This window comes from Streptococcus sp. Marseille-Q5619 (genome assembly GCF_946901205.1).
In the GTDB taxonomy this organism is placed as follows: domain Bacteria; phylum Bacillota; class Bacilli; order Lactobacillales; family Streptococcaceae; genus Streptococcus.
Genome location: NZ_CAMPPO010000002.1, coordinates 1 through 13,971, shown reverse-complemented (window position 1 = coordinate 13,971; position 13,971 = coordinate 1). Strand labels below are relative to the sequence as shown.

Here is a 13,971-nt window from a genome sequence, read left to right as displayed (position 1 = left end):
TGTCTTATTTTTGTTTCAACTGACTATATCTCCTATGGTTCTAGTTCAGAAGGCTAGGCTATAATTATGATTGATAAGAAGTATCATTCCAAGTATCGAGAGTGAATGTTTCAAAATCATGGGTTTCTAGAATTGTCAGGCTGGCATTTGCTAGACCGCCATCTTTACGAAGAAGTGGTTCTTTATATCCTAGAAGAGTACGAAGACTGGCAGTAAGATTGGCACCGTGACCGACAATTAGAATATGCTCAGCTGGACTATCTTTTAATGATTTGATAAATTGGATGGTCCGTTGCGTGGTGCTATAGAGGGATTCGGCTCCAAACATTTGAGTGTCAAATTGAGCAAGATTAGATCGGAAAGCTTTGATTTGTTGCGGGTAAATAGCTTCCAAGGTTGCAATTTTCAAACCTTCTAATTTACCTAGCTGCCATTCACGGAGATTCGGAACACTTTCTAAAGGACAGGGTGTCTTGAGTTGACTTTGGATAATCTCAGCAGATTTGACCGCTCGAGGTAAATCACTTGCATAAATCTGATCAAAAGGAATTTCCTTGAGATATTGGCCAAGTTGTTTTAGGGTTTCAATGGATTCAGGAAGAAGGGGAGAATCTCCACTAGCACCTTGAAAACGCCCTTCTTGGTTCCAGACGGTACGACCGTGGCGGACAAAGTAGAGTTTCATTACTTGCTGTCCTCCAAAATATCTACAAAGTCTGCCTTTACAAAGCTAGCCAGGTCTTGTGGCGCGACGATAATGCTGTGACCAACTTCGCCAGCAGAGACAATCATTTGATCCAAGTCTAGAGCAATTTTATCGATAAAAATGGGATAATTGTGTTTCTGACGAATTCCGACAGGATTATTGGCTCCATGAATGTAACCAGTTGTTTTTTCTAAGTCCTTTTGTGGAATCATGCTCACTTTTTTATTACCAGAAATTTTAGCTAGTTTCTTTTCCGATAAGTGTTGAGTGATAGGCACAATTCCGATAATCGGTCCTGTCTTATCTCCCAAAAGAGCCAAGGTTTTGAAAATCTGATCTCGTTCATAACCTTGAGGCAGCTCTCCTTCCAGGGCATTGATTTGAATCCCCTGATGTGGGATACCTGCTTTAGATAGGATTTGTTCCACCAATGTTTTTTTGATTTTAACTTTTTTTGCCATTATTTATACTTATCCTCCAATTGGCTCATCCAAATACCAAGCCAGATTCCCAGTGCAAAGAAGAAGGCGATGATGACATAGCTAACAAGAGAAAGGCCAGTGTATTGGATACTTTCAGCGTTTCCTGCATTTGGAATCAAGATCAAAAGGGTACTTGATAGGACAATACCGATGATGAAATGATAGACGCGTGAGTGGTAGTTGTTTAAGGCATAATCCATCAATTTTGAAAAAACGATGAGAGTTGCACCTGCACCAATTCCAATCGGGAAGAAGGTTCCCAAGAGGTCAAAGGTTTTAAAACCAGTCAACATAGGAGCATAGAGACCCAAAATCAAAAGTAGATTTGATGGACTGAGGCCAGGAACTAAGACGCCAAGAGCCAGCAGTGCACCTGCTAGGACGAAATTAAGAAAGCTAGCACTTAAGGTTCCAACGACAAAATTTAAGGCATAGAGTCCTAGTCCAGAAATGATAAAGGTTGTCCAGAACCAAGCTAAATCAATCTTGTCTCGGTCAGATTCTCGAGTTGATTCTTTTAGTAGGCTAGGAACCGTACCAATGATGGCACCCGCAAAGCTCCATAAGACAAAGACCTGGTAATTTTCAAGCAGGTATTCAATCGGGTAGGAAAATAATCCGATTCCCAGAAGCATACCGATGGCAACTGGAATAAAGTACAAAACATTTTCTTTAAAGTCTTTAAAGGGATGGGCCAGAAAGCCAATCATCCGTTCGTAAATGCCTAAGATTGCTGCTAGAACTCCTCCGGAAATTCCCGGTAGAATAAATCCAAGAGCAATCACAATCCCTTTAATAATGCGCGCTAACCATGAGAGCATATAGTTCCTCCAACTATTTCTATTTCAAAAAATCCTTACTATATTGTATCACAATCAAACACAAAAAGAAAAAGCAAATGCTAAACAAATGCTTTTAAGGTTTTAAAAAGAGTTTTCTAAAGGTTTCTTCTTTGTTTTTTAAGGGAGAGATGACGTTGATATCCAAATTGTGGTCAAAGCCGGCAATTTTCCCTTTAGATGTGTATTGGTGGATGTCATAATCTAAATCAGTTTTAGGACTGCTCTCAAAAAATCCTGAGTCTGAGCCGTAGGACGGAATCCAAACAGAGGTAAACTTGCCTGTATCAATACTATGTTCTTCCATGAAATAGACCCCAACGTAGATTCCGATGTTTTTAGCACCTAGTGATGCTAATTTTGCTCGAAAGGCTTCAACACCCTCGTTCATATTGGACATGGTTTTGTCTTCTATGTCTAGCCAATAGTAACTAGGGCTGTAAGGAGAGGCAGCATTGTAGAAAACTTCAGCGGCTTTTTCCATTTCTTGGACACTTTTTCCAGCTACATAAGCGTAGACCCCAACGGGGACATTCCGCTTTTGAAGTTCAGTGATATGACTCTTATAGGCTTTGTCTATTCCATTGATAAAGGAAGCATCATTTTCTTTTGTCGTTTGAGCACCGCTGTGAACACGAACAATAGCGCCTGAAATATTTTGTGAGAGGGCATCGTAGTTGATTTCCTCAGGACGCTGCCAGCCAGAGAGGTCAATAATCGGTCTGTCTAAGTGTTTCAAAGCCTGTGCTTCAATCTGCGCTATGTTGGATTTTGTTTTAAAGGATTGGTTGTCATTAAGTGGGCGATTGATGATTAAAATGAACATCATAATCCCAAAAAAACTAAATAAAATAAGTGGATGAATTTGTTTTCTCATATCTCATAATTTTACCCTAAAAATCAAAAAAAATCAAAAAAATGGGTTAAGGAAAGGACTTTGGAGCATTTTTTTATTCAAGGGCGCGGAATGATTTGAAATATGGTATAATAAAAGGGAATTTCTACAGAAAAGAGAAGATTATGTCAAATTTTGCCATTATTTTAGCAGCGGGTAAAGGGACTCGCATGAAATCTGATTTGCCAAAAGTGTTGCACAAGGTTGCGGGTATTTCTATGTTGGAACATGTTTTCCGTAGTGTGGGAGCTATCCAACCTGAAAAGACAGTAACAGTTGTAGGACACAAGGCAGAATTGGTTGAGGAGGTCTTGGCTGGACAGACAGAATTTGTGACTCAATCTGAACAGTTGGGTACTGGGCATGCGGTTATGATGACAGAGCCTATCTTGGAAGGTTTGTCAGGTCACACCTTGGTCATCGCAGGAGATACTCCTTTAATCACAGGTGAAAGCTTGAAAAACTTGATTGATTTCCACATCAATCATAAAAATGTGGCTACTATCTTGACTGCTGAAACAGATAATCCTTTTGGCTATGGACGAATTGTTCGTAATGACAATGCTGAGGTTCTTCGTATTGTTGAGCAAAAGGATGCCACAGATTTTGAAAAACAAATCAAGGAAATCAACACTGGAACATACGTCTTTGACAACGAGCGTTTGTTTGAGGCTTTGAAAAATATCAATACCAACAACGCTCAAGGAGAATACTATATTACAGACGTCATTGGTATTTTCCGTGAATCTGGTGAAAAAGTCGGTGCTTATACTTTGAAAGATTTTGATGAAAGTCTTGGGGTAAATGACCGTGTGGCACTTGCGACAGCTGAGTCGGTTATGCGTCGTCGCATCAATCACCAACACATGGTCAATGGGGTTAGCTTTGTCAACCCAGAAGCAACTTATATCGATATTGATGTTGAAATTGCGCCTGAAGTTCAAATCGAAGCCAATGTTACCTTGAAGGGGCAAACTAAAATTGGTGCTGAGACTCTTTTGACAAATGGAACGTATGTAGTGGATAGCACTATTGGAGCAGGAGCTGTCATTACCAATTCTATGATTGAGGAAAGTAGTGTTGCTGACGGAGTGACAGTCGGTCCGTATGCCCACATTCGTCCAGGTTCAAGTCTGGGTGCACAAGTCCATATTGGAAACTTTGTCGAGGTGAAAGGTTCTTCTATCGGTGAGAATACCAAGGCTGGTCATTTGACTTATATCGGAAACTGTGAAGTGGGTAGCCATGTTAATTTTGGTGCAGGAACCATTACAGTCAACTATGACGGCAAAAACAAATACAAGACAGTCATCGGTAACAATGTCTTTGTTGGTTCAAATTCAACCATTATTGCGCCAGTAGAACTTGGTGACAATTCCCTCGTTGGAGCTGGTTCAACTATTACTAAAGATGTTCCAGCGGATGCGATTGCGATTGGTCGCGGTCGTCAGGTCAATAAAGACGAATATGCAACACGTCTTCCTCATCATCCTAAGAATCAGTAGGAGTCTTTCATGGAATTTGAAGAAAAAACGCTTAGCCGAAAAGAAATCTATCAAGGACCAATATTTAAACTGGTCCAAGATCAGGTTGAATTACCAGAAGGCAAGGGAACTGCCCAACGGGATTTGATTTTCCACAATGGAGCTGTCTGTGTTTTAGCAGTAACGGATGAGCAAAAACTTATCTTGGTCAAGCAGTACCGCAAGGCCATCGAGGCTGTCTCTTACGAAATTCCAGCCGGAAAATTAGAAGTAGGAGAAAATACAGACCCTATAGCAGCAGCCCTGCGTGAATTAGAGGAAGAAACAGCTTATACAGGAAAATTAGAACTCTTGTACGACTTTTACTCAGCCATTGGCTTTTGTAATGAAAAGTTAAAACTATACCTAGCGAGCGACTTGACAAAGGTGAAAAATCCGCGTCCACAGGATGAAGATGAGACCTTGGAAGTTCTCGAAGTGAGCTTAGAAGAAACTAAGGAATTGATCCAATCAGGTCATATTTGTGATGCCAAGACAATTATGGCTGTTCAGTATTGGGAATTACACAAAAAATAGAGGAGGTCAGTATGGGTAAACCTTTATTAACGGATGAAATGATTGAAAGAGCTAATAGAGGCGAAAAAATTTCAGGTCCTCCTTTACTAGATGATAATGAGGAGACTAAGATTTTACCAACCTCTTCTTCCCGTTTTGGTTATGCCAATCCTAAGGATCATGGTTTTAGCCAGGAAACCTTGAAGATTCAGGTTGAACCGTCTATTCATAAAAGCCGTCGCATTGAAAATACCAAGAGAAATGTCTTCAATTCTAAGTTGAATAAGATTTTATTTGCAGTCATCTTTCTCTTGATTTTGCTTGTCTTAGCAATGAAACTGTTGTAATAGAAAAGGAATTGAAATGAAAATAGGAATTATTGCGGCAATGCCAGAAGAACTGGCTTATCTGGTCCAGCATTTAGACAATGCCCAAGAGCAAGTTGTTTTGGGGAATACCTATCATACAGGAAGCATTGCCTCGCATGAAGTCGTTCTTGTAGAAAGTGGAATTGGTAAGGTCATGTCTGCTATGAGTGTGGCGATTTTGGCTGATCATTTCCAAGTGGATGCTCTAATTAACACGGGATCTGCTGGAGCAGTAGCAGAGGGTATTGCTGTTGGGGATGTTGTGATTGCTGACAAATTAGCCTATCATGACGTGGATGTCACAGCTTTTGGTTATGCCTATGGGCAAATGGCGCAACAACCGCTTTATTTCGGATCAGACAAAACCTTTGTTGCCAAAATCCAAGAGAGTCTATCTCAATTGGACCAGAACTGGCATCTTGGTTTGATTGCTACAGGAGATAGTTTTGTTGCTGGAAATGACAAGATAGAAGCGATTAAGTCCCATTTTCCAGAAGTTTTAGCAGTTGAGATGGAAGGAGCAGCTATTGCTCAGGCAGCGCATGCTCTTAATCTTCCAGTTTTAGTTATCCGAGCTATGAGTGACAATGCCAACCATGAAGCAAACATCTCTTTTGATGAGTTTATTATTGAAGCTGGACGTCGCTCTGCCCAAGTCTTACTAGCCTTTTTGAAGGCCTTAGATTAAGCGAAAATTTGACAGTTTTTCTAGCTTATGATAAGATTTAAGTAAAGAAAAGCTAGAAAACGTTTCAGAGGATATTATGAGTATTGAAATGACCGTCAGTGAGATTGCAGAGGTCTTAGGATTATCTCGCCAAGCAATCAATAACCGTGTCAAAGAATTACCAGAAGAAGACACAGATAAAAATGACAAAGGGGTAACAGTCGTTACCAGAAGTGGCTTGATTAAGCTAGAAGAAATCTATAAAAAAACGATTTTTGAAGATGAGCCTGTCAGTGAAGATGTCAAGCAACGTGAACTGATGGAGATTCTGGTTGATGAGAAGAATGCAGAAATTCTTCGTCTCTATGAACAATTAAAAGCCAAGGATCGTCAGTTAGCAGAAAAAGATGAGCAGATGCGCATCAAAGACCGTCAGATTGCTGAGAAAGATAAACAACTGGATCAGCAGCAACAATTGACCCTTCAAGCAATGAAGGATCAAGAAAATCTTAAGCTAGAGCTGGACCAAGCAAAAGAAGAAGTCCAATCCACTAAGAAAGGCTTTTTTGCTCGTTTATTTGGAGGATAATCAAGGAGCTGTTTAGGTTAAATGCTAACCTGATGGCTTCTTTTATTTGTGAATAGTATAGTTGATTAGAATAGAGACAGTATAGGAGAGGTAGAAAATGGAACGATTAGAAGATTACATTGCTTTTGACTTAGAATTTAATCAGCACGAAGGACAAACACACTTGATTCAAGTATCGGCAGTGCGTTTTAGAGATGGTCAGGAAATCGATGCCTATGATTCCTATGTCCATACCAGTATCCCTCTAAAAAGTTTTATCAATGGTTTGACGGGGATTACAGCTGAGACATTAAAAGATGCTCCCCCAGTGGAGGAAGTTATCAAAGAATTTCAAGAGTTTGTGGGTTCTTTGCCGATGGTTGGATACAATGCTGCTAAAAGTGATTTGCCTATTCTAGCAGAGCATGATTTAGATTATAGCCAGCAGTATAAGGTGGATTTGTATGATGAAGCTTTTGAACGCCGTAGTTCGGATTTACATGGTATTGCCAATCTCAAATTGCAAACTGTTGCCTCGTTTCTTGGATTTCAAGGTCAGTCCCATAATAGTTTAGAGGATGCTCGGATGACGGCGCGTGTGTATGAGTCCTTCCTAGAATCAGATCAAGCTAGAGAATTGTTAGAGACGGAAAGCAGCTTATCAAACAATCCTTTTGGTGGCTTGGACTTGTCTCAATTATTTGACTAGGAGTGCCTATGAAACCTGAAAAACCTAAAAAATTGGGTTTTAAACAGATTTACCTCAATCTTGATAAAATCCTCTTTCTCTTTTTCTTAATTTTTATGATAGTGGAGTATTTGTGGGTACCATTCAATTCATGGTTGGCTAGCTTCTTATTAGATCAGACAGGTTATCTTTTTATTTCCTATAACAATGTCTTAGCCATCCTCACTCATTCTCCATTGATTAGTCTAGCTTTTTTAGCCTTGATTGTCATTAACCTTCTGGTTGCTTATTTTCAAATAGGACTCCTCTTTATTGGTGCTCGTCATCTTCTCTATCATGAAAAGCGAAGGCTAATTGAGTATATCCGCAAGGTTTTCCATGAAAGTTTTGGATTTATGAAAAAGCTAACTTGCGCTAAAGCCTTGTTTATCTTTTTCTATATAGCTATGCTTTTTCCTTTTATACGGAAAATGCTGAAGATTTATTATCTCAATAAAATCGTCATTCCAGAGTTTATCCAAGATTATTTAGAAGATAAATATTGGATGTGGTGGCTGAGCATCCTACTTCTATCTCTTATTTTTCTCTATGTCTCTGTCAGATTGATGTTTGCCCTTCCGAAGATTGTATATGATCAGCTGACTGTTCGAGAAGCAGTGATGTTTAGCTTGGAGAAAACCAAGAAAAGAGTTGCTTTTTATGCTTGGAATTTATTTTATATCTTGCTCAAGACAAATTTATTATTTTATCTTCCTTTGATTCCTTTGTTATTGGCTCAAACTTTGGTAGATGACATCACTCAGAGAGAGTCTCTGATTCTTGGTATTTTGAATTTTGTCGTGATTAAAAATCTTTATTATATGGCTCTGACTTACTTTTTGGTTAAATTTGTTTCATTTTTGACAGGAAAGGAGCTGGATATGCTTCCTCGGAGAGAAAAAGATCACATCATGCGATGGGGAGTCATGACTTGTGCCAGTCTTTTCTTTGCCCTAGAAGGTTATATTTATCTGGAGGCTCCCATGGTTCATCTACCTCAGCTTATTTCTCACCGAGGGGTTTCCAATGCAAATGGGATTCAAAATACAGTAGAGTCCTTGGAAACTACAGCACAACTCAAACCAGACTTGGTAGAGACGGACGTGCAGGAAACAAAAGATGGGCAGTTTGTCATGATGCATGATGCTAACTTGAAAAATCTAGCAGGTATCAATAAAAGTCCTCAAGACTTAAACTTGGAGGAGCTTAAAGGGATTGATATTTTTGAAAATGGCTACCAGACTAAAATTTCAAGCTTTGAAGATTATCTCAGTCGAGCCAACGAACTTGGTCAAAAATTACTAATTGAAATCAAAACCAGTAAAAAAGATAGTCCAGACATGATGGACCGCTTTTTAGCCCGTTATGCTGCAAAGCTCAAGATTTATGGACATCAAATCCAATCTTTAGACTACCATGTTGTCGAAAAAGTAAGACAGTATGATGCCGAACTGCCAGTTTATTTCATCATGCCCTACAATTCTGTCTTTCCTAAAACAAGGGCGACAGGATATACTATGGAGTACTCGACCTTGGATGAATATTTTGTAAGCAAACTATGGACAACAGATCAGAAACTTTATGTATGGACTGTCAATGATTCAGAAGCTATCAACAAATCGCTTCACTTAGGAGTAGATGGAGTGATTACAGATGATTTGGAAAAAGTTCAGTGGGAAATAGAAGTAGCCCAAGAAGATCCAGAATATACGGATTTGCTTTTGAAAAAAGCATTGGAATTCTTTGAATTTTAGTAATAAAAAAGAGGAACAACTATTCCTTCCATGATAGGTAAGTATTCTTGTGAATACTTGCTTTTTTGTGGTTGCAATCCGTTTACGAGAATTGTTTGTATTGTTCTTGTTTCAATTGATTTTATGGTGCTTTGAAGTTGGAATGCTACACTATAACTTCTAAAATAGTACTAGAAATTGGAAAGCTTCCTTTATTCTATATATCCATTAGAAAGAATTGATTAAAAATTAGGAGACTTTTAATTTCTTTTCCGAATAAATAGATAGAAGCAGTAAATCTAGTCAATCTAGATTTAAAACTGTGGTATAATAAAAGGAGGAAAAGGATGATTTTAAGACATCCGGGCATTAGCCCAACTAATGACTTGGTTGCTAAGAAGATTTTTAGCAACCCAGAAATCACTTGTCAATTTATTCGCGATATGCTGGATTTACCAGCTAAAAATGTGACGATTTTGGAGGGAAGTAATATTCATGTCTTGCCCACTACACCGTACTCGGCACAGGATTTCTATACCAGTATAGACGTCTTGGCGGAGTTGGACAATGGAACGCAAGTAATTATTGAGATTCAGGTGCATCATCAGAATTTTTTCATCAATCGCCTGTGGGCTTACTTGTGCAGTCAGGTCAATCAAAATCTTGAAAAAATTCGCCAACGAGAAGGAGATACTCACCAGAGCTACAAACACATCGCACCAGTATACGCTATCGCAATCGTGGATAGCAATTACTTCTCGGATGACTTGGCTTTCCACAGTTTCAGCATGCGAGAGGACACGACAGGTGAGGTCTTAACTATCACAAACAATGGTCAAGAAAACCACTTAGTCAAGATGGCTTTCTTGGAACTAAAAAAATATAGAGAAACCAGCAAAGATAAGGTTCGCAAGCCGTGGTTGGAGTTTTTCGGGAACAAACCCTTTACCCAAGAACCCGAGCGAGCCATCAGCCAAGCAGACCAACTGCTGGACTACAAGAGCTGGTCCGAGGAGGACAGGAAAATGTTTAGTCAACTACGTATGCGTGAAGAACAAGCCTTATTGGCTCATGACTATGCCTTGGAACAAGCGGAGGAAAAGGGCTTAGAACGTGGTCTTGAACGTGGTCGTGCGGAGGGGCTTGAACAGGGATTAAAAGTAGGTTTAGTAAATCTAGTTCGCCAAGGTCTCCTGACTTCCGAGGTTGCCAGCCAGCAGTTAGGTATGACTGTCTCTGAGTTTGAAGCGTTGTTGGCAAGACATGAGTGAGAAATCTGTAAATATTATACGATATGAAAACAATTAAAAAGAATAGCTAAATTTCTTGATGGAAAAGAGATTAGCTATCTTTTTTGTTAGGAAAGTTTGAACTTTTCACTTTCTTTTCCGAATAAATAGATAGAAGCATCAAATCTAGCAAATTAGATTAAAAAATGTGCTATAATGAAAGGAGAGGAAATATGATTCTCAGACATCCGGGCATTAGCCCGACCAACGATTTGGTTGCTAAGAAAATTTTCAGCAATCCAGAAATCACTTGTCAATTTATCCGCGATATGCTGGACTTGCCAGCAAAAAATGTAACTATTTTAGAGGGAAGCAATATTCATGTACTACCTTCTCTGCCTTATTCAGCCCAAGATTTCTATACTAGCATAGATGTCTTGGCTGAACTAGATAATGGAACCCAGGTTATTATTGAAATCCAAGTCCACCATCAGAATTTTTTCATCAATCGCCTGTGGGCATATCTGTGTAGTCAGGTCAATCAAAATCTTGAAAAAATCCGCCAGCAAGAAGGAAATACTCACCAGAGTTACAAACATATCGCACCAGTATACGCTATCGCAATCGTGGATAGTAACTACTTCTCAGATGACTTGGCTTTTCATAGTTTTAGCATGCGAGAGGATACGACGGGAGAGGCTTTAACAATTACAAACAATGGACAAGAAAATCATCTGGTTAAGATGGCGTTCTTGGAATTAAAAAAATATAGAGAAACCAGCAAAGATAGTATTCGCAAGCCATGGTTGGAGTTTTTTGGGAACAAGCCCTTTACCCAACACCCCGAGCGAGCCATCAGCCAAGCAGATCAATTGCTAGACTACAAGAGCTGGTCCGAGGAGGACAGGAAAATGTTTAGTCAACTACGTATGCGAGAAGAACAAGCCTTGTTAGCGCAGGACTATGCTTTGGAACAAGCTGAGGAAAAAGGTTTAGAGCGTGGACTTGAACGTGGTCGTGCAGAGGGTCTTGAACAGGGACTGGAGCGTGGGAAAGTCGAAGGAAGGGAAGAAGGGAAACTTTTTGCCTTCCTAGATATGGTTCGCCAAGGTCTTCTGACACCTGAGGTTGCCAGTCAGCAATTGGGAATGACTGTGGCTGAGTTTGAGACATTGTTGTAAAATCAGCACTAACAGTCAGGAAAATCATCTGGCCAAGGTGTACTTTTTGTACTAAAAGACAGGCAAGCGTTTTTGCTTTAGTCTCTTTATCCTTTATCTCTCCTTTGGCTTATATTTATTTGCAGGAATTTTGGAGAGACTTTGGGTATGGTTTTGCTATCGGCCTTTCTCTTTGCTTTTTTCCTATATTTATCTGGGCTTTTATGAGTCTGGCTATGGCTGATTTTTGTCATGGTTAGTCTACCTCTGCTACTCGACAAAGCTGGGAGAGCCTACATCAAGTGATTTGGGATAGGAGTTATATCAAATAATATCTCAGGATTTCTGATTTTTCGGAGAGCCTGTTTTTTTATTTGCTGAGTCTAGGATAGTTCTTACTGGCGATAGATAGCAAGACGAACAGTTTCTTTTGAATGTCATATAAATTTAAAATTTCTGAAAATAATGAAAAATATACTAAATTTCCAAATAAGGAGCCTCTAAATCCTTTAAAATAAGCAATATGCATATATATATATATATATAATTATCGATTTTCTAAAACAAAGTGAGGTTGAAGGAAGGGAACTAAGTTGATATAATGAAGTGTTAGTAAACACTGGGCTTTTTGTCATTTGTTTAAGATGAAAAAAGGTCATGTTTTCCTGTTTTTATTGCGAGTTGATGCCTGCATGACCATGGCTAGAGGAGCAAAGACAGGGTAGAAAGAAAGGAAAAACTATGAAACAGTTTAAAATGAATGAGCGCCAACGCTTTTCTATACGCAAGTTTTCAATTGGAGCAGCCTCAGTCTTGCTAGGGTCTGTCTTTTTTGTGGCTAATCCAGCGACAGAAGTCCAGGCGGCGGAAGCAAATACAGAAGTGGTCAGTCAGGATGGAAATGGCAACACTGGGAATCCATCTGTCTTACCGCCATCAGATACAAGCAATCAAAATCTTAACGTAGAACAAGAAGGAGCTAAGCCAAACACTCAAGAGACAGAGAAAAAAGAGCCAGGAACTCCATCTAAAGATAGTGAAGGAAAAGCTAAGTCAACAGTAGAGAATACAGGTGACGAAAAAGTTGATGGTGTAGTTAAACCTGTGTCTGGTGAATCATCTCCCGTGTTTGAGGAAGAAAAAGATAAAAAAGAAGCTCAATCGGAGTCGGAAGAGGAAACAGTATCCATAGGTCGCCGAAGCAAATCACCTCAATCTCAAGATAGAAGTGTAGAGAAACAGAATGAGGGAAGTGCTGCAAGTAGCACAAGTTATATAAATGGTGAAGGAAGTTACTCTCTATCAGATGATATACACAAGCTTCTTCAAAAGCTCAAGAATAGTGATGAAAATCAAGAACAAGTCCAAAAACTCAATGAAGCATATGAAAAATTCAATGCAGCATTGGGAACATCGGAAACTGGACTTGTTGATCAGGAGATTTTTAATGCGGCACTTGAAGAGTATAGAAAGGCTAGTCAACTTCAGCAGGGAGAAGCGGCCAATTTAGATGGAAATCTAAGACATTCTAGGGAAACTTCTAGTTTGAAAGTAGGAGTTGCAAAAGGGTTAAAAAGTGATCCTAAACTTTCAAATGAAAAAATTATCCCTTCAGATGGTCACCCTGTAGGAAATAATATTCGCTTTTTAGCGGAATCATCAAGTGGTAAAGAAATAAGAAGAATTACAGTAAAAGCATATGATCCGCAAGCAAATAGTGGACAAGGTGGATTCACAGTAGATGCTGTTAAAAATAAGTTAGGTTTGACAACTTCGGGATTACAAGGAAGTGGAAGTAAAAAATGGGTAGATTTAACTGGACATATACCTGATAACAGATTCGGAGTAAATAATATCATTGTCGAAGCTGAAGATTCGTCAGGATATACACAAAGAACTACAGTTGGAGTTACCAGACCGTTGCCTAAAGCTAGCTTTACAACTAAAAATGAAGCATTGAATGGAAAAGCAAATAAGGAAGGTAATGATCGCCCAGTGGTCAGTGGGAAAATACCGTATCCGGTTGAAACTAATAATATTCCAAGCGATGCAGAATTAAAGGCCTATTTAGTGACTGGTGGGAGAGTTGATGACAGTCGTTATATTCCTGGGGCATCAGATTATACTACTATAGCTGTTACACGAATAAAAGCTGATGGGACATTTGATTTTGTTCCTCCTGAATATACTTCAAATACTATAGGGACAAGAGCCCTTAAACTTGTTGTAAAATATACAAAAAAAGGAACAAATGAAACTTATTATGAAGGATTAGAATCGTTGTTTTCCAATGATAGCCTTCAAGCGACAGAGCAGGTGGACAAATCTGCACTACAAAACTTAGTGAATGCAGCACCAGGCAAACGCCAAACTCCAGCTTACTATAACGCTACGGATGAAAATAAGAGAGCTTATGACCAAGCAATCACAGCTGCAGAAGGCGTCTTGGCTAAAGCAAATGTGACACAAGCAGAAATCACAGCGGAAACAAGCAAAGTCGAAACAGCTCAAGGTAAGCTAACAGGTACAGCTACAGATAAGAGTCCACTACAAAACTT

14 protein-coding genes are annotated in these 13,971 nt (G+C 39.3%); 10 read left to right on the top strand and 4 right to left on the bottom strand.

Features of this window, described 5'->3' with window-relative positions:
- Positions 1-64: 64 nt before the first annotated feature.
- From OC530_RS01160 to OC530_RS01145, 4 genes are all read right to left on the bottom strand, one after another.
- Positions 65-685: a histidine phosphatase family protein gene (locus OC530_RS01160; RefSeq protein WP_173233961.1), complete on the bottom strand. Its 621-nt coding sequence runs from the start codon at positions 683-685 to the stop codon at positions 65-67.
- The gene (locus OC530_RS01155; protein WP_061423884.1) at positions 685-1,167 is read right to left on the bottom strand and encodes an aminoacyl-tRNA deacylase; all 483 of its coding nucleotides are present in this window, start codon (positions 1,165-1,167) and stop codon (positions 685-687) included. Before OC530_RS01155 ends, OC530_RS01160 begins: the two co-directional genes overlap by 1 nt.
- Complete coding sequence (locus OC530_RS01150) at positions 1,167-2,009, bottom strand: DUF368 domain-containing protein (RefSeq protein WP_173233962.1); 843 nt, start codon at positions 2,007-2,009, stop codon at positions 1,167-1,169. The genes OC530_RS01155 and OC530_RS01150 overlap by 1 nt, the downstream gene beginning before the upstream one ends.
- 94 nt (positions 2,010-2,103) lie before the next feature.
- Positions 2,104-2,904: a glycoside hydrolase family 25 protein gene (locus OC530_RS01145; protein ID WP_173233963.1), complete on the bottom strand. Its 801-nt coding sequence runs from the start codon at positions 2,902-2,904 to the stop codon at positions 2,104-2,106.
- A 143-nt stretch (positions 2,905-3,047) separates the two neighbouring features.
- Between OC530_RS01145 and glmU the strand changes: the two genes are divergently transcribed.
- The 10 genes from glmU to OC530_RS01095 form a co-directional block, all read left to right on the top strand.
- Positions 3,048-4,427: a bifunctional UDP-N-acetylglucosamine diphosphorylase/glucosamine-1-phosphate N-acetyltransferase GlmU gene (glmU, locus tag OC530_RS01140; RefSeq protein ID WP_164227026.1), complete on the top strand. Its 1,380-nt coding sequence runs from the start codon at positions 3,048-3,050 to the stop codon at positions 4,425-4,427.
- A 9-nt stretch (positions 4,428-4,436) separates the two neighbouring features.
- Entirely contained in the window at positions 4,437-4,982 is a 546-nt protein-coding gene (locus tag OC530_RS01135; RefSeq protein ID WP_164227027.1) for an NUDIX hydrolase, read from the top strand.
- 11 nt (positions 4,983-4,993) lie between these two features.
- Entirely contained in the window at positions 4,994-5,308 is a 315-nt protein-coding gene (gene macP / locus OC530_RS01130; protein WP_000517865.1) for a cell wall synthase accessory phosphoprotein MacP, read from the top strand.
- 16 nt (positions 5,309-5,324) lie between these two features.
- The gene (locus OC530_RS01125; protein ID WP_262078794.1) at positions 5,325-6,017 is read left to right on the top strand and encodes a 5'-methylthioadenosine/adenosylhomocysteine nucleosidase; all 693 of its coding nucleotides are present in this window, start codon (positions 5,325-5,327) and stop codon (positions 6,015-6,017) included.
- 76 nt (positions 6,018-6,093) lie between these two features.
- The gene (gene rocS / locus OC530_RS01120) at positions 6,094-6,585 is read left to right on the top strand and encodes a chromosome segregation protein RocS (protein ID WP_023932717.1); all 492 of its coding nucleotides are present in this window, start codon (positions 6,094-6,096) and stop codon (positions 6,583-6,585) included.
- Positions 6,586-6,682: 97 nt separating this feature from the next.
- On the top strand, positions 6,683-7,273 hold the full coding sequence (locus OC530_RS01115) for a 3'-5' exonuclease (RefSeq protein ID WP_112443632.1): 591 nt from the start codon (positions 6,683-6,685) through the stop codon (positions 7,271-7,273).
- Positions 7,274-7,281: 8 nt separating this feature from the next.
- The gene (locus OC530_RS01110; protein ID WP_316043862.1) at positions 7,282-9,045 is read left to right on the top strand and encodes a glycerophosphodiester phosphodiesterase; all 1,764 of its coding nucleotides are present in this window, start codon (positions 7,282-7,284) and stop codon (positions 9,043-9,045) included.
- A 326-nt stretch (positions 9,046-9,371) separates the two neighbouring features.
- Positions 9,372-10,295 carry an Rpn family recombination-promoting nuclease/putative transposase gene (locus tag OC530_RS01105; RefSeq protein WP_262078790.1) on the top strand — a complete coding sequence of 308 codons (924 nt, stop codon included), beginning with the start codon at positions 9,372-9,374 and terminating at the stop codon, positions 10,293-10,295.
- 191 nt (positions 10,296-10,486) lie between these two features.
- Positions 10,487-11,434 carry an Rpn family recombination-promoting nuclease/putative transposase gene (locus OC530_RS01100; RefSeq protein WP_262078788.1) on the top strand — a complete coding sequence of 316 codons (948 nt, stop codon included), beginning with the start codon at positions 10,487-10,489 and terminating at the stop codon, positions 11,432-11,434.
- Positions 11,435-12,154: 720 nt separating this feature from the next.
- Positions 12,155-13,971 (top strand): YSIRK-type signal peptide-containing protein (locus OC530_RS01095; RefSeq protein ID WP_262078786.1); only part of this gene is annotated, 1,817 nt, incomplete at its 3' end.